Consider the following 15387-nt stretch of genomic DNA (forward strand, 5'->3'; position numbering starts at 1 on the left):
GCCATTGCGCCCCGAAGGGCGCAGCGACGGAGGCAACCGAAGCGGGAGCGGTCAGCCCTTCTTCTCGGTGCGCGAGCGCGCGATGAGTTCGTCGACCGTCTTCAGCATCTGGTCGTAGCCCCCGGCAGTGCTCGCCGAAATGATGTAGCGGCCGTCGACCGCCATCATCGGCACGCCGCTGACCTTGTACGCGGCGGCGATCTGGTTCGCGCGCTGCACTTTCGACTGCACGCCAAACGACTTGTAGGTGTCGCTGAAGCGCTTCGCGTCGATGCCGCTGCCCGCGACCCATTCCATCAGCGCGTCCTCGCGGTGCAGCGGGCGCTTCTCGTCGTGGATCGCCGCGAACACCGCCGGCCCGCGCTTGCCGGCTTCGCCCATCACGTCGAGCGTGTAGTAGATGCGCGCGAGCGTCGTCCATTCGGCGCGGTTGAAGGTGATCGGCACCTTGATGAAGTTCACGTCGCCCGGCAGGCCCTTCGACCAGTTGTTCAGCAGCGGCTCGAAGTCGTGGCAGTGCGGGCAGCCGTAGGAAAAGAACTCGATCACTTCGACCTTGCCCGCGACCTCGGTCGGCACCTTCGTGCCGAGCGTCTGGTACGCCTGGGGCTGCGCCAACGCGCTGGAGCCGAACGCGGACAGCGCGCCGAGCGCGGCAAGTTGCTTGAGTGCGAGACGACGATTCATTCAGTACTCCCGGGTTGATGACAGCGTGTCTGACGGCGCCGATGCCAGGCGGTTCCCGTCATGCGGATCGGGTAGATTCCGGCGCCCGGCTCAGGGGTTGCCCTTGACGACCGTCGCGGTGAAACCGGCCTCGGCGAGGCGCGTGCGGACCGGATTCATGTCTTCCGGCTTCGCGAACGGGCCGATGCGCACCCGGTGCATCGTGCGTCCATCGGGCAGCTGCGCGCGCAGCGCGCTCGACTCGATACCGTTCAGCGCGAGCTTGGCCTTGAGGTTGTCCGCTTCGGCCGGGTTCTCGAACGCGCCGATCTGCAGGTACAGGCGCTCGGGCGCCGGCGCGGGCGCCGCCTCGCGCACCGGCGGCGCTTCGGTCGGTGCACCGTTGCCCTGCGGCAGGATCTTGTAGAACTCGAAGTCCGGTTTCGTCACCGGCCGGTCGCCCGGCTTTCCGGGCAGCGACACCGGCGGTCGCGGCGCGTCGGAGGGCTGCGCGCGGTTCGGCAGCGTCGGCGCCGACGGCTGGAACGGCGACGACCGGGTGAACCACCACGCGGCGCCGGCGGCGAAGAGCGCCCCGAGCACGAGGCCGATGAAGATCCCGACGATCACGCCGCCGCCGCTTTTCGCGGGGCGGCTCGATGTCCTGGATCGGGGCTTGCGGTCACGACTCACGAGATTCTCCGGACGGGTCGCCGTGGCATCGACGGGATTCAGACGTCGCGCGACGTTTCACATCGTCTCCGGCGCCGATACGCCGAGCAGCGCGAGCCCGGTCGCGAGCACCCAGCGCACCGCCGCCGCGAGCGCGAGGCGCGCGACGCGCAGCCCCTCGTCATCGACGAGCATGCGCTCGGCGTTGTACCAGCTGTGAAACTCGCCGGCGAGGTCCTTCAAGTAGAACGCGATCTGGTGCGGCGCGTAATCGGCCGCGGCGTTCTGGATCAACTCGGGGAAGCTGCCGAGGCGCGCGCACAGCGCGAGCTCGCGCTCGTTCTCGAGCCGACCGAGGTCGGCGGCGGCGAGTTCCGCGACGTCGCCGCCCCACTGCTGGAGCACCGAGCAGACGCGCGCGTGCGCGTACTGCACGTAATAGACCGGGTTCTCGTTGCTCTGGCTCTTCGCGAGGTCGAGGTCGAAGTCGAGGTGCTGGTCGCTCTTCCGCAGCACGTAGAAGAAGCGGCACGCGTCGTTGCCGACTTCGCGGCGCAGCTCACGCAGCGTCACGAACTCGCCCGAGCGCGTCGACATCGCGGCCTTCTGCCCGTTGCGGTACAGCACCGCGAACTGCACCAGCGCGACTTCGAGCTTCTCCGGCGGCAGGCCGAGCGCCGCGATCGCGCCTTTCACGCGCGGGATGTAGCCGTGGTGGTCGGCGCCCCAGATGTCGATGATGCGGTCGAAGCCGCGCTCGTACTTGTTCAGGTGGTACGCGATGTCCGACGCGAAATATGTGTACAGGCCGTTGTCGCGCTGCACGACGCGGTCCTTCTCGTCGCCGAACGCGGTCGAGCGGAACCACTTCGCGCCGTCCTGCAGATAGACGTGCCCGTGGCGTTCGAGCTCGGCGACCGCGCGCTCGACGAGGCCGGTGTCGAAGAGGCTCTTCTCCGAGAACCACTTGTCGAAATGTACGCCGAACTCTTCGAGGTCCTCGCGGCCGTCGCCGAGCTGCTCGTTGAGCGCGAAGCCATGCACGAAGTGGTAGTCCTCGCCGAGCAGCCGCTTCGCGTTCGCGATCAGCACATCGAGGTGCTCCTCGCGCTGGTTCTTCGCTTCGTCGTCCTTGCGGTCGGCAACCGGCAGGCCGGGCGCGCCGTCGACCACCTGCGCCGCGGTGAAGCCGGCGAAGCGGTCCTTGTGCGCGTCGCGCAGGTCGCGCGCCATCGCGACGACGTAGTCGCCTTGGTACGCATTCGGCGGGAACGCGACCTCGACGCCGTGGAGCGCGAGGTAGCGCAGCCACGTCGACAGCGCGAGGATGTCCATCTGCCGGCCGGCGTCGTTGATGTAGTACTCGCGCGTGACGTCGCAGCCGGCGAAACCGAGCACCGACGCGAGCGACGCGCCGTACGCGGCACCGCGGCCGTGCCCGACGTGCAGCGGGCCGGTCGGGTTCGCCGAGACGAATTCGAGCAGGACCTTGACGCCGCTGCGGGCGCCGCGTCCGAACGACTCGCCGCGTGCGAGGACTTCGCCGACGACGGCGGTCTTCGCGCCGGCGGCGAGCGTGAAGTTGATGAAGCCGGCGCCGGCGATTTCCGTCGTCGCGACGAGCGGCGAGGCGGGCAGCTCGTCGAGCAGCTTCGCCGCGAGATCGCGCGGGCTGCGGCGCAGCGGCTTCGCGAGCTGCAACGCGAGGTTCGTCGCGAAGTCCCCGTGGCCGGCCTGCTTCGGCCGCTCGAGGTGGATCGCGGTGTCGGCCAGTTCCGGCGCCACGCTCTTCAGCGCGGCACGCAACAGGTCGGCGAGTTGGGCTTTCGGATCGGCGCTCATGGCACTCGGCAAATCGTAAAAGGGCGAAATTATAGCGGATCGCTTACCGCCCACCCGACGTCGATCGAAAAGCCGCGGCCGGCGTTGCTTTCGCGCTCGACCCTTTCCGGCTAAAGTCCGGCCTTTCGTTCCTGTGCCTGTCCCCGTGCGCCTGTTCCGCCTCGCCAAGATCATCACCGTAGGGCTGCGCTTCGGGCTCGACCAGATGGTGCTCGACGCCGATCCCAGCGGCCGGCTGATGCGCCTGTGGCACGCGGTGTTCTTCTGGCGCCATCCGACCGAGCCGCGCGGTGTGCGGCTGCGCTGCGCGCTCGAATCGCTCGGACCGATCTTCGTCAAGTTCGGCCAGATGCTGTCCACCCGGCGCGACCTGCTGCCGACCGATCTCGCGGACGAGCTCGCGCTGCTGCAGGACCGCGTGCCGCCGTTCCCGACCGAGGAAGCGCTGCGGGTCCTCGAGAACTTCTACGGTCGCCCGGTCGATGACGTCTTCGTCGATTTCGAGCGCACGCCGGTCGCATCGGCGTCGGTCGCGCAGGTGCATTTCGCGAAGTTGCCGAACGGCACCGACGTCGCGGTGAAGATCCTGCGCCCGGGCATCCAGCGCGTCATCGCGCACGACCTCGCGCTGATGGAGTCCGCCGCGGCCTTGCTCGACCGGCTGTGGCCCGAAGCGCGGCGGCTGAAGCCGCGCGAAGTCGTCGCGGAGTTCTCGAAATACCTCAACGACGAGCTCGACCTGATGCGCGAGGCGGCGAACTGCTCGCAGCTGCGGCGCAACTTCACCGACTCGAAGCTCCTCGTCGTGCCCGAAGTCTACTGGGACTGGTGCGGCAAGACGGTGATGGTCATGGAGCGCATGCGCGGCGTGCCGATCTCCCAGCTCGCGACGCTGCGCGAACAGGGCGTCGACCTCAAGCAGCTGTCGCGCGCCGGTGTCGAGATCTTCTTCACGCAGGTGTTCCGCGACGGCTTCTTCCACGCCGACATGCACCCCGGCAACATCTTCGTGCATCAGGACGGCCGTTACATCGCGCTCGATTTCGGCATCGTCGGCACGCTGACCGAAGTCGACAAGAACTACCTCGCGCAGAACTTCCTCGCGTTCTTCAAGCGCGACTACAACCGCGTCGCACGCGCCCACATCGAGGCCGGCTGGGTGCCGCCGCAGACGCGCGTCGACGAGTTCGAAGGCGCGATCCGCGCGGTGTGCGAGCCGATCTTCGACCGGCCGCTGAAGGACATCTCGTTCGGCAAGACTTTGCTGCGCCTCTTCCAGACGGCGCGCCGCTTCGAGATGGAAGTGCAGCCGCAGCTCGTGCTGCTGCAGAAGACGCTCTTGAACATCGAAGGGCTCGGCCGCCAGCTCGACCCGGAACTCGACCTGTGGAAGACCGCGAAGCCCTTCCTCGAACGCTGGATGGACGAGCGCATGGGCTGGCGCGCGGTGCTGCGCGGCGTGCGCGAAGAAGCGCCTGCGTGGGCGGGCACGCTGCCGCAGCTGCCGCGCCTCGTGCATCAGGCGCTCCTCGCGCCGGAACGGCAGCTCTCCGAGCAGCGCGAAGTGCTGAGGCGCGTCGATGCCGCGCAACGGCGGCAGGGACGCGTGCTCGCCGTCGTCAGCGTGCTTCTCGCCGGCCTCGTCGCGCTCGAGTTCTACCGCATGACCGGCTGATTTCAGGGTTCCGCGCCGGGCGCGCGGCTTGCTGAACGAATCCCTCCCCGCACCGTCGAACTTTTCATCGTTCTGACTTGTTCGTCCGCAGCGACTGCGACCAGGGAGGAAGGCCATGACCCATTCGGCACCGCTTCATGTCTCGACTCACTCGGGGGCGCACGCCCCGGTGAAGATCATCGGCGTTGCCTCCGCGCTCGGCGCGCCCGGCGCCGGTCCCGACGCCGCGCCGGCGGCCCTCGAAGCGTCCGGACTCGTGCAACGCCTGCGTGCGCTGGGCATCGATGTCGACTGGCATGAGACCCTGTTGCCGGACGCCTCGCGGTCCGCTGAAGCGACGCTCGAAGAGCGACTCGCGGCGGTCGGCGGGATCTCGCGGCGCCTCGCTGACAGCATCGCGGCGCTCGACGCGGACGCTTTCCCGCTCGTGCTCGGCGGCGATCACGCGGTGGCGATGGGCACGTGGCCGGCCGTCGCCGGCCGGGTCGCGGGCCGCGGCGCGCTCGGGCTGATCTGGATCGACGCCCACCTCGACAGCCACACGACCGCGAGCACCCATTCCGGCAATATCCACGGCATGCCGCTCGCGGCGCTGCTCGGCGAGGGCAGCCCGCTCTTGACCGGTATCGGCGGACCGCGGCTCGCACCGGAAAACATCTGCATCATCGGCGCGCGGTCGTGGGAGCCCGAAGAATTCGACCGCCTCGAACGGCTCGGCGTGACGATCTTCGACATGGAGGCGATCCGCGGGCGCGGCCTCGCCGCGGTGTTCGCCGACGCGCTCGACGCGGTCCGCCGCCACACCGCCGCGTTCGGCGTGACGATCGACCTCGACGCGCTCGACCCGGCCGCATTCCCGGCGGTCACTTGCCGCGAGGCGGGCGGGATCCTGCCGGAGGAGCTGTCCAGCACCCTGCTCATGCTGCGCGCCTGCCGCGATTTCGTCGCGCTCGAGATCGTCGAGTACGTCCCCGATTTCGACCGCGCCGAAGTCGGCGCGGGCTCGGTCGCCGAGCTTGCGGGCGCCGCGCTCGGACCGGGCAGCGACGCGCTGCGCGCGAAAGAGCGGCAGTTCGGCGCGCACAACTACGACCCGCTGCCGGCGGTCTTCCACCGCGGCGACGGCGTGTGGCTGTGGGACGTCGAGGGGCGGCGCTATCTAGACATGATGAGCGCATACTCGGCGGTGAGCTTCGGCCACTCCAACCCGCGTCTCGTGCGTGCGCTGCACGACCAGGCACAGCGGCTCGCGCTGACGTCGCGCGCGTATTCGAACGACCGCCTCCCGCTGCTGCTCGAACGGCTCTCGGCGCTGTTCGGCTACGACCGCGCATTGCCGGTCAACACCGGCCTCGAAGCGGTCGAGACCGCGTTGAAAGCGGCGCGCAAGTGGGCCTACAAGGTCAAGGGCGTCGCCGCGGACCGCGCCGAGATCATCGTCTGCGAGAACAATTTCCACGGCCGCTCGATCACGATCGTCGGCATGTCGTCGGAGCCGCAGTACCGCGACGGCTTCGGGCCGTTCGCACCCGGCTTCACGCGCATCCCGTTCGGCGACGCCGACGCACTCGAAGCGGCGATCACGCCGCATACCGCGGCCTTCCTCATCGAGCCGGTCCAGGGCGAAGGCGGCATCATAGTGCCGCCGGACGGCTATCTGCGGCGCTGCGCCGAGATCTGCCGCCGGCATGACGTGCTGCTGATCGCCGACGAAGTCCAGACCGGGCTCGGCCGCACCGGCCGCCTGCTCGCGTGCGAGCACGACGGCGTGCGTCCGGACGGCGTGATCCTCGGCAAGGCGCTTGGCGGCGGCCTGCTGCCAGTGTCGGCCTTCCTCGCCGACGCGGCGGTGATGGACGTGTTCCGCCCCGGCGACCACGGCTCGACCTTCGGCGGCAATCCGCTCGGCGCCGCCGTCGCGCTCGAAGTGCTCGACCTCCTCGAAGAGACGCGGCCGTGGGAGCGCGCGGCGTGGTTGGGTCAGCGCCTGATGAAGCGGTTCTCCGACGACGCGCCGCCCTGCGTGACCGCGGTGCGCGGGCGCGGCCTGCTGGTCGGCATCGAGCTCGACGTCGCCCAACTCGATGCGGTCACCGGCGCGCGCGTGCTGCTCGCGCGTGGCATCGCGACGAAGGACACGCACCACACCGTCTTGCGCTTCGCGCCGCCGCTCGTGATCGAGGAAGCGGTCCTCGACGAAGCCGCCGGCGTCATCCTCGACGCGCTCGGCGATGCCGCGCAACGGCGCGGACAACCGCTGCCCGGCTGACCCGCCGCCGCCGCCGCCGCCGCCGCGGACGATCTTCGGCATCGCAAGAATTCCATCGGATCCAAGGGATTTCGCCATCCCCTGCGGCGGAATTCGTTGCTAAACTGCGGCCCGCTCGATTTGCCCCCAACGCCGCTTTCCCCTGAAGAGTCCGCCCATGCTCGTCGGCTTCGTCGTCGCCTACCTCCTGCTCTCGGTCGCGGTCGGACTTTACGCGGCGACGCACGTCAAGAGCACGACGGACTACATCGCCGCCGGCCGCCACCTGCCGCTCTACATCGTCACGGCGACGGTGTTCGCGACCTGGTTCGGCTCCGAGACGGTGCTCGGGATTTCGGCGACCTTCATCGACGAAGGCCTGCGCGGGCTGTGGTCCGATCCGTTCGGCGCGTCGCTGTGCCTGATCCTCGTCGGCCTGTTCTTCGCGCGCCCGCTGTACCGACTCAACCTGCTGACGCTGGGTGACTACTACCGCCTGCGTTACGGCCGCACCGTCGAGGTGCTGTGCTCGCTCGCGATCGTCATTTCCTACCTCGGCTGGGTCGCCGCGCAGATCACCGCGCTCGGCCTCGTCTTCAATATCCTGTCGGACGGCGCGATCACGAACGAGGCCGGCATGCTGATCGGCGCCGGCATCGTGCTCGTCTACACGCTGTTCGGCGGCATGTGGTCGGTCGCGCTGACCGACTTCATGCAGATGATCATCATCGTCGTCGGGCTGCTCTACATCGCGTGGCTTGTCGGGGACATGGCGGGTGGCGTCGGCACCGTCGTCACGCACGCGAGCGAGTCGGGCAAGCTGAACTTCCTGCCCGCTTTCGACGCGAAGGACATCATCGCGTTTCTCGCCGGCATCCTGACGATGGGCTTCGGCTCGATTCCGCAGCAGGACGTATTCCAGCGCGTGAACTCGGCGCGCAACGAGAAGACCGCGGTGCGCGGCACACTGCTCGGCGGCTCGGGCTACTTCGTGTTCGCGTTCGTGCCGCTCTTCATCGCGTATTCGGCGACGCTGATCGACCCCGCACTCGTCGCGCAACTCCAGGAAACCGACAGCCAGCAGATCCTTCCGCAGCTGATCCTCAAGCACACGCCGCTCTTCGCGCAGGTGATGTTCTTCGGCGCGCTGCTGTCGGCGATCATGAGCACCGCGTCGGGCACGCTGCTCGCGCCGTCGGTGACCTTCTCCGAGAACATCCTGCGCGGCACCTTCGGCAAGGTCAGCGACCGCGGCTTCCTGTGGCTCACCCGCGTCGTCGTCGTCGCGTTCGCGCTGCTGATCACGTGGTACGCGACGCACACCGAGGAGAGCATCCACGGCATGGTCGAGAACGCGTACAAGGTGACGCTTGCGACCGCGTTCGTGCCGCTCGCGTTCGGCCTGTACTGGAAGCGCGCGAGCACCCAGGGCGCGCTCGCATCGATCCTCGCCGGCCTGCTGGTCTGGGTCCTGCTGGAAATCGTCGCCCCCGACGCCGACGTCCCGCCGCATTTCGCCGGCATGCTCGCCGGCATCGTCGCGATGATCGCCGGCTCGCTGCTGCCGCAGACCCTCGTCAAGCCGACCCACGGGCACGTCGCGGCGCACCTGGAACCGCAAGGCGAATCGCCGGGCGCCCGATAGGTTTTTTCGCTGCACCGCGGCACCTCGCCTTGATGCCGGTCAACGCGTCCGCGGACCGCGCGCACTATGGTGGCGGAGCTTTTTCCCCGCCCCCGACATGACCAATACCAAAATCGAACTTGTCTGCCCGGCAGGAAGCCTGCCGGCGCTGAAGACGGCTGTCGACCACGGCGCCGACTGCGTCTATCTCGGCTTCAAGGACGCGACCAACGCGCGGAACTTCACCGGCCTGAACTTCGACGCGAAGGCGATGGCCGAAGGCGTGCGTTACGCGCACGACCGCAAGCGCAAGGTGCTCCTCGCGCTGAACACCTACCCGCAGGCGTCGAACTGGTCCGGCTGGACCGCCGCGGTCGACCGCGCCGCCGACCTCGGCATCGATGCGGTCATCGTCGCCGACCCCGGTCTGATGGCTTACGCGCAGCGGACGCACCCGCAGCTGCGGCTGCACCTGTCGGTGCAGGGCTCGGCGACGAGCTACGAGGCGATCAATTTCTACGCCGAGCGCTTCGGCATCCAGCGCGCAGTGCTGCCGCGCGTGCTGTCGCTGCCGCAGGTCGAGCAGGTCATCGCGAACACCAACGTCGAGATCGAGGTATTCGGCTTCGGCGGGCTGTGCGTGATGGTCGAGGGCCGCTGCGCGCTGTCGGCCTACGCGACGGGCGAGTCGCCGAACTGCAACGGCGCATGCTCGCCCGGCAAGCACGTGCGCTGGGAACAGACGCCGCAAGGCATGGAGACGCGCCTCAACGGCATCCTGATCGACCGCTTCGGCGACGGCGAGCGCGCCGGCTACCCGACGCTGTGCAAGGGCCGCTTCGACGTCAATGGCGAGACGTATTACGCGATCGAGGAGCCGACGAGCCTGAACACGCTCGAGCTGCTGCCGGATCTCGTCCGCGCCGGCGTGCGCGCGATCAAGATCGAAGGACGCCAGCGCAGCCCGGCCTACACCGGCCAGGTCACGCGCGTCTGGCGCGACGCGCTCGACCGCGTGACGCGCGACATCGACGGCTATTCGGTGCAGCCGGCGTGGATCGCCGAACTCGACAAGGTCTCCGAAGGGCGCAGCCACACGCTGGGCGCCTACTACCGCCCCTGGAAATGACGCCCCGGCAGGCCACCCGCGGCCTGCCGCCGCAACCGCGTCCGATCGCCACGGCGATCCGTTGGAAATGAACCGATGAAAATTGCACTCGGCCCCCTCCTTTACTACTGGCCCCGCCAGGCGACGCTCGACTTCTACGCGCAGGTCGCCGACAGCCCGGTGCACACCGTTTATCTCGGCGAGACCGTCTGCTCGCGCCGGCACGAGCTGCGCCTCGACGACTGGCTCGACGTCGCCGCGATGCTCAAGGCCGCCGGCAAGGAAGCGGTGATGTCGTCGCAGTCGCTGATCGAATCCGAATCCGACCTGAAGGCGCTGCGCCGCATCGTCGCGCAGGCGGACTTCCGCGTCGAGGCGAACGACATGTCCGCGGTCCGGCTGCTGACGGCCGCCGGGCGGCGCGACTGGATCGCCGGCCCGACGCTGAACATCTTCAACCCCGCGACGCTCGGCCTGATGGCCGACGCCGGCGCGACGCGCTGGGTCGCGCCGCCCGAAATGTCCGGCGCGGTGCTCGCCGAACTCCTCGGCAGCGGCGCGCCGGCGATCGAAACCGAAGTCCTCGGCTGGGGCCGGCTGCCGCTCGCGCATTCCGCCCGCTGCTTCACGGCGCGCCATTACAACCTGCAGAAGGACACCTGCGAGTTCCGCTGCCTCGGGATCAACGACGGTCTGATGCTGCGCACGCGCGAAGGCGAGCCCTTCCTGACGCTGAATGGCGTGCAAACGCAATCCGCGCGCGTGCATAACCTGCTCGGCGACCTGCCATCGGTGCGCCAGTCCGCGCAGGTCGTGCGCGTGAGCCCGCAAGGCGAGAACACGGTGAAGGTGCTCGAACTTTTCCGCGACGCGGCGGCAGGCGAACTCCCGCCGCAGGAGGCGCTCCAGCGCAGCGCGGAGTGGATGGTCGAGGCTCCGTGCAACGGCTTCTGGCACGGCCGTCCCGGCGTCGAGCAGTACGTCGCTTCCTGAACCGATTTCCGGAGTACGCCCCCATGTCGACGCTCAGCATCCCCGCCTTCACGCTGCCGCCATCGCTCGCCCGCATCGCCGCGCGCCTGCCGCAACGCCCGCCGACCTTCGCGCTGACGACCGCGCTGAACCTCGCCCTCGACCGCGTCCTGTCGCGCGACGACCTCGAACCGCTGAGCGGCCGCCACTTGCGGATCAAGGTCCGCGACGCCGGCCTGACGCTCGACTTCACGTTCGGCCCGCGCGGCTTCCGCCCGCTCGGCGCAGGGGGCGCGCCCGACCTGACGCTGACCGCGAACGTGCGCGACTACCTCGCGCTCGCGCTGCGCGAGGAGGACGCCGACACGCTGTTCTTCGGCCGGCGGCTGCTGACCGAAGGCGACACCGACCTCGGCCTGCTCGTCAAGAACACGCTCGACGCCGTCGACTGGGACGCGCTGCAAAAGGAATACGCGCCCGGCAACGTCCTGCGACGCTTAAACCCGCTCGCCCGCTGCACGAGCAGCCGCCGCATCACGGCCGACAACCGGCCATTCTGACCACCAGGGCTCGCCCGCGTCGCTTCGCCTGTCCGGTGCCTCGATTCGAATCGGCGGCACCGACTCCCGCCTCTTGCTGAACGACCGTCGCGTTCGGGCCGCGCCCGGCCGTTCGGGGATCGCCTGTTTCCACTAGCCGCCCGCCCAGTGTGGGCAATTACTGTCCGACCCGGCTCCGCTCGGCGGGCGGCGCACCATCCGGGCTAGAATGCAGCTCGCCGAATCCTTCCCCCGGACCCGCCGATGCCCGTCGCGCGCGCCGTTTCCGCCCTGCCGCGCCACCTCGCCGTCGCCTACGGAATACTGATCGTCTACGCGTGCCTGCATCCGCTCGCCGGATGGAGGCCGACCGGGCTGCCGCTGCTCGACTTCCTGTCGGCGCCGTGGCCGAAGTACTACCGCGTCGCGGATATCGTGCTCAACCTGCTCGGCTTCCTGCCCTTCGGCTTCGTGCTCGCGCCCGCGCTCCCGGCCCGCCTCGGCCGTGCGGGGGCCGTCATCGTCGCGACGCTGATTGCCGCCGGGCTGAGCTTCACGATGGAAGTCACGCAGAATTTCCTGCCCAACCGGGTGTCATCGAACATCGACCTCGGCATGAACATCGCCGGCGGCTTCGTCGGCGCATTGCTCGGCGCAATGTGGGGACACGGGCTGTTCGACCGCAGCGGCTGGCTGCATCGGTGGCGCAGCGAGCGCATCATCGCCGGACACTCGGGCGACCTCGGACTGATGCTCCTCGGCCTGTGGCTGCTCGCGCAACTCGTGCCCGACAGCCTGCTGTTCGGCAGCGGCGACCTGCGCCAGATGCTCGGCCTGCCGACGCCGCTGCATTTCAATCCGGAACGCTTCATCCAGCTCGAATCGATGCTGGTCGCGACAACCGCGGTCGCGGTGGGGCTCTTTGCGCGCTGCATGATGCGGAAAGCGAGCCCCTGGCCGATCGTGCTCCTGCTGCTGCTCGGCATCGGCGCGAAAGCGATCGCGACGTCGTCGTTCTTCGCGCCCAGCGCGGCGCTGCTGTGGCTGACGCCCGGGACGTCCCGCGGCCTGCTGTACGGGCTCGCGCTGCTCGCGATCGCGCTGCTGCTGCCGCGCCTGCTGCAGCACGCACTCGCCGGGCTGACGCTTCTGACGGCGACGACGCTCGCGAATCTGCTGCCCGATAACCCTTACCTCGTCTTCGGCCCCGCGCTGCAACAATCCGGCAATTTCCTCAACTTCCACGGCGTGACCCAGCTCACCGCGAACCTTTGGCCCTTCCTCGCGCTCGCTTACCTGTCGGCCGTCGGACTATGGCGCGGCGAGCATCTGGCCGACGCGCGCGATGCGGCGGGCGGGCCGACGCCCCGGCTATAATCGGTCGCATGTCCACGGGCCGGCCGCCGCCGCGCCGCCCTCCACGGAGATGTCGATGAGTTATTTCAAGCACCATGTGTTCTTCTGCTGCAACCAGCGCGCCCCCGGCGAAACCTGCTGCAACAACCACAACGCGACGGCGATGCAGACCTACGCGAAGGATCGCATCGGCGCACTCGGCCTGAAAGGCCGCGGCAAGATCCGCATCAACAAGGCGGGCTGCCTCGATCGCTGCGACGAAGGCCCGGTGCTGGTCGTCTACCCCGACAACGTCTGGTACACCTACGTCGACCAGGAGGACATCGACGAGATCATTGACGAGCATCTCGTCCATGGCCGCGTCGTGAGCCGCCTGCGCCTGCCCGACGCGTCATGAGCCGGCCGGCCGCTCCCGAAAGCGTGCTGCTGCGCGGACCCGACGGCGCGATCGACGCGCTGATCGACACGCCCGGAACCGTCCGCGGCATCGCGCTCGTCTGCCACCCGCACCCGCTGTTCGGCGGCGCGAACACGAACAAGATCACGCACACGCTCGCGCGCAGCTTCCGCGACCTCGGCTACGTCGCGGTGCGCCCGAACTTCCGCGGCGTCGGCAAGAGCGAAGGGCGGCACGAGCACGGCGACGCCGAGACCGAGGACATGCTCGCGGTGATCAGCTGGGCGCAGTCGCGCTGGGGCAGCCTGCCGCTCGCGCTCGGCGGCTTCTCGTTCGGCGCGTTCGTGCAGACGCGCGTCACGCAGCGGCTCGCCGGCGGCGTCACGCCGGCCCGGCGCATCGTCCTCGTCGGGACTGCGACCGGCGCGGTCGCCGGCGCGCGCAGCTACACGACCGAGAGCGTGCCGAAGGACACGCTCGTGATCCACGGCGCCGACGACGAGAACGTGCCGCTCGCGAACGTCCTCGCGTGGGCGAAGCCGCAGGACCTCCCGGTCATCGTCGTGCCCGGCGCCGATCACTTCTTCCACGGCAAGCTGCATCTGATCCGCGACATCGTCGCGCGCAACTGGGCGCCGCTGTAGGTGCCGGACAAGGAGACGCACATGAAGCTCTTCGCCTCGCTGACGAGTCCTTACGCACGCAAGATCCGCATCCTCCTCGCGGAAAAGCGCCTGCCGTTCGAACTGGTCGTCGATTCGCCGTGGGAAGCGAACACGCGCGTCCCCGACATCAATCCGCTCGGCAAGGTGCCGGCGCTCGTCACCGACGACGGGGAAATCTTCTTCGATTCGCCGGTCATCGCCGGCTACCTCGAGACACTGGACGCGTCGCCCGCGATGCTGCCGGAAGACCGGCTCGACGCGGTGCGCGTGCGCCAGACCGAGGCCCTCGCCGACGGGGTCGTCGACGCGGCGGTCGCCACCGTCCTCGAAGCGCGCCGTCCGGAAGCGCAGCGCAGCGAGAGCGAAGCCGCGCGCCAGCTCGACAAGATCGAGCGCAGCCTCGCCGAACTCGAGCGGCGCGCCGACGGCCGTCAATGGCTGCATGGCGACAACCTCGGCCTCGGCGACGTCGCGGTCGGCGTCGCGCTCGCGTATCTCGACCTGAGGCGCCCGGAGCTCGACTGGCGCGCCCGCCACCCGCGGCTCGCAGCGCTCGCCGAGCGCCTTTTCGCGCGCGCGAGCTTCGCCGACACGAAGCCCCCGGTGGGCTGAGCGCGTGTCGGGCACGACCGTTCGTGCCTCCGGCCAAGCGCGCGACGAGGCCGCGCCGACGCGCGCGCCGCTGTCGATCCGCGGCCTCAGGAAGCGCTACGGCGACGCGGAGGTCGTCGCCGGCATCGACCTCGAGCTGCGCCCGGGCGAATGCTTCACGCTGCTCGGCCCGAACGGCGCCGGGAAGACGACGACGCTGCGCTGTGCGCTCGGGCTCACCACTCCATCGGCGGGCGAGCTCCGGCTCGCCGGCCTGCCGGTGCCGGACCGGGCGCGCGAGGCGCGGATGCGGGTCGGCATCGTGCCGCAACAGGACAGCCTCGACCCGGACTTCACGTGCAGCGAGAACCTGATCGTCTACGGCCGCTATTTCGGCCTCGACGACGCGACGATCCGCGCCCGCGTCCCGGAACTCCTCGCGTTCGCGGGCCTCGACGGCAAGCGCGACGCACGCATCCAGCAGTTGTCGGGCGGCATGAAGCGGCGGCTGACGCTCGCGCGCGCGCTCGTCAACCGGCCCGAGCTGCTCATTCTCGACGAGCCGACGACGGGTCTCGATCCGCAGGCGCGCCACCTGATCTGGGAGCGGCTGAAGCAGCTGATCCGCGAGGGCACGACCGTGCTGCTGACGACGCATTTCATGGACGAAGCCGAGCGGCTCGCCGACCGCCTCGCGATCCTCGACGGCGGGCGCATCCTGACCGAAGGCAGCCCGCGCGACGTCATCGCGAAGGAGATCGAACCCCAGGTCGTCGAAGTCTACGGCGACTGGAACGGCCGCGGGCGCGACCGCGCGGGCGGCGGGGACGCCGAAGCGTGGGCCGCGCGGCACGCGGCGGAGTTCTGCCGGCGCCACGAGGTCAGCGGCGAGACCGCGTTCTGCTACGTCGAGGACGCGGGCCCGCTCCTCGCGCACCTCGCAGCCCAGTCCGGCCTGCGCTACCTGCACCGTCCGGCGAACCTCGAGGATGTGTTCCTAAAGCTCACCGGCCGCGAGCTGCGGGACTGAGC

General features: G+C 69.4%; 14 protein-coding genes. 11 read left to right on the forward strand and 3 right to left on the reverse strand.

What is annotated here, in order from left to right:
* Positions 1–51: 51 nt before the first annotated feature.
* The 3 genes from V6M37_RS11615 to argS form a co-directional block, all read right to left on the reverse strand.
* A complete protein-coding gene (locus V6M37_RS11615) occupies positions 52–687 on the reverse strand; it encodes a thiol:disulfide interchange protein DsbA/DsbL (RefSeq protein WP_332673429.1) in 636 nt (211 codons plus the stop codon).
* Positions 688–777: 90 nt separating this feature from the next.
* Positions 778–1359 carry an SPOR domain-containing protein gene (locus V6M37_RS11620; RefSeq protein WP_332673431.1) on the reverse strand — a complete coding sequence of 194 codons (582 nt, stop codon included), beginning with the start codon at positions 1357–1359 and terminating at the stop codon, positions 778–780.
* Positions 1360–1416: 57 nt separating this feature from the next.
* Positions 1417–3180, reverse strand: a complete 1764-nt coding sequence (argS, locus tag V6M37_RS11625) for an arginine--tRNA ligase (protein WP_332673433.1) — start codon at positions 3178–3180, stop codon at positions 1417–1419.
* A gap of 145 nt (positions 3181–3325) precedes the next feature.
* On the opposite strand from argS, the gene ubiB reads away from it, so the two are divergent.
* The 11 genes from ubiB (at position 3326) to V6M37_RS11680 (ending at position 15385) form a co-directional block, all read left to right on the forward strand.
* Complete coding sequence (gene ubiB, locus V6M37_RS11630) at positions 3326–4855, forward strand: ubiquinone biosynthesis regulatory protein kinase UbiB (RefSeq protein WP_332673544.1); 1530 nt, start codon at positions 3326–3328, stop codon at positions 4853–4855.
* A 115-nt stretch (positions 4856–4970) separates the two neighbouring features.
* Positions 4971–7124, forward strand: coding sequence for an ornithine--oxo-acid transaminase (gene rocD / locus V6M37_RS11635; RefSeq protein ID WP_332673434.1), 2154 nt, complete (start codon positions 4971–4973; stop codon positions 7122–7124).
* 157 nt (positions 7125–7281) lie between these two features.
* The gene (locus V6M37_RS11640; RefSeq protein ID WP_332673435.1) at positions 7282–8748 is read left to right on the forward strand and encodes a sodium:solute symporter family protein; all 1467 of its coding nucleotides are present in this window, start codon (positions 7282–7284) and stop codon (positions 8746–8748) included.
* A 97-nt stretch (positions 8749–8845) separates the two neighbouring features.
* Entirely contained in the window at positions 8846–9856 is a 1011-nt protein-coding gene (gene ubiU, locus V6M37_RS11645; RefSeq protein ID WP_332673436.1) for a ubiquinone anaerobic biosynthesis protein UbiU, read from the forward strand.
* 75 nt (positions 9857–9931) lie between these two features.
* Positions 9932–10828 carry a U32 family peptidase gene (locus tag V6M37_RS11650; RefSeq protein ID WP_332673437.1) on the forward strand — a complete coding sequence of 299 codons (897 nt, stop codon included), beginning with the start codon at positions 9932–9934 and terminating at the stop codon, positions 10826–10828.
* 23 nt (positions 10829–10851) lie between these two features.
* Complete coding sequence (gene ubiT / locus V6M37_RS11655) at positions 10852–11367, forward strand: ubiquinone anaerobic biosynthesis accessory factor UbiT (protein WP_332673439.1); 516 nt, start codon at positions 10852–10854, stop codon at positions 11365–11367.
* Between the two features lie 243 nt (positions 11368–11610).
* Positions 11611–12723, forward strand: coding sequence for a VanZ family protein (locus V6M37_RS11660; RefSeq protein ID WP_332673441.1), 1113 nt, complete (start codon positions 11611–11613; stop codon positions 12721–12723).
* A gap of 55 nt (positions 12724–12778) precedes the next feature.
* Entirely contained in the window at positions 12779–13099 is a 321-nt protein-coding gene (locus V6M37_RS11665) for a (2Fe-2S) ferredoxin domain-containing protein (protein WP_332673443.1), read from the forward strand.
* Positions 13096–13743, forward strand: coding sequence for an alpha/beta hydrolase (locus tag V6M37_RS11670; protein WP_332673444.1), 648 nt, complete (start codon positions 13096–13098; stop codon positions 13741–13743). The genes V6M37_RS11665 and V6M37_RS11670 overlap by 4 nt, the downstream gene beginning before the upstream one ends.
* Before the next feature lie 21 nt (positions 13744–13764).
* Entirely contained in the window at positions 13765–14376 is a 612-nt protein-coding gene (locus V6M37_RS11675) for a glutathione S-transferase (protein ID WP_332673447.1), read from the forward strand.
* Positions 14377–14380: 4 nt separating this feature from the next.
* Positions 14381–15385: an ATP-binding cassette domain-containing protein gene (locus V6M37_RS11680; protein ID WP_332673450.1), complete on the forward strand. Its 1005-nt coding sequence runs from the start codon at positions 14381–14383 to the stop codon at positions 15383–15385.
* Positions 15386–15387 lie beyond the last annotated feature (2 nt).

It is taken from the genome of Aromatoleum sp., from assembly GCF_036675785.1.
In the GTDB taxonomy this organism is placed as follows: domain Bacteria; phylum Pseudomonadota; class Gammaproteobacteria; order Burkholderiales; family Rhodocyclaceae; genus Aromatoleum.

What these genes read in the sequence shown, in the direction of transcription:
- ubiT (WP_332673439.1), top strand. Translation starts at nt 10,852, where the DNA reads ATGTCGACGCTCAGCATCCCCGCCTTCACGCTGCCGCCATCGCTCGCC.
- V6M37_RS11660 (WP_332673441.1), top strand. Translation starts at nt 11,611, where the DNA reads ATGCCCGTCGCGCGCGCCGTTTCCGCCCTGCCGCGCCACCTCGCCGTC.
- rocD (WP_332673434.1), top strand. Translation starts at nt 4,971, where the DNA reads ATGACCCATTCGGCACCGCTTCATGTCTCGACTCACTCGGGGGCGCAC.
- V6M37_RS11665 (WP_332673443.1), top strand. Translation starts at nt 12,779, where the DNA reads ATGAGTTATTTCAAGCACCATGTGTTCTTCTGCTGCAACCAGCGCGCC.
- V6M37_RS11615 (WP_332673429.1), bottom strand. Translation starts at nt 687, where the DNA reads ATGAATCGTCGTCTCGCACTCAAGCAACTTGCCGCGCTCGGCGCGCTG.
- V6M37_RS11650 (WP_332673437.1), top strand. Translation starts at nt 9,932, where the DNA reads ATGAAAATTGCACTCGGCCCCCTCCTTTACTACTGGCCCCGCCAGGCG.
- V6M37_RS11640 (WP_332673435.1), top strand. Translation starts at nt 7,282, where the DNA reads ATGCTCGTCGGCTTCGTCGTCGCCTACCTCCTGCTCTCGGTCGCGGTC.
- V6M37_RS11670 (WP_332673444.1), top strand. Translation starts at nt 13,096, where the DNA reads ATGAGCCGGCCGGCCGCTCCCGAAAGCGTGCTGCTGCGCGGACCCGAC.
- argS (WP_332673433.1), bottom strand. Translation starts at nt 3,180, where the DNA reads ATGAGCGCCGATCCGAAAGCCCAACTCGCCGACCTGTTGCGTGCCGCG.
- ubiU (WP_332673436.1), top strand. Translation starts at nt 8,846, where the DNA reads ATGACCAATACCAAAATCGAACTTGTCTGCCCGGCAGGAAGCCTGCCG.
- V6M37_RS11675 (WP_332673447.1), top strand. Translation starts at nt 13,765, where the DNA reads ATGAAGCTCTTCGCCTCGCTGACGAGTCCTTACGCACGCAAGATCCGC.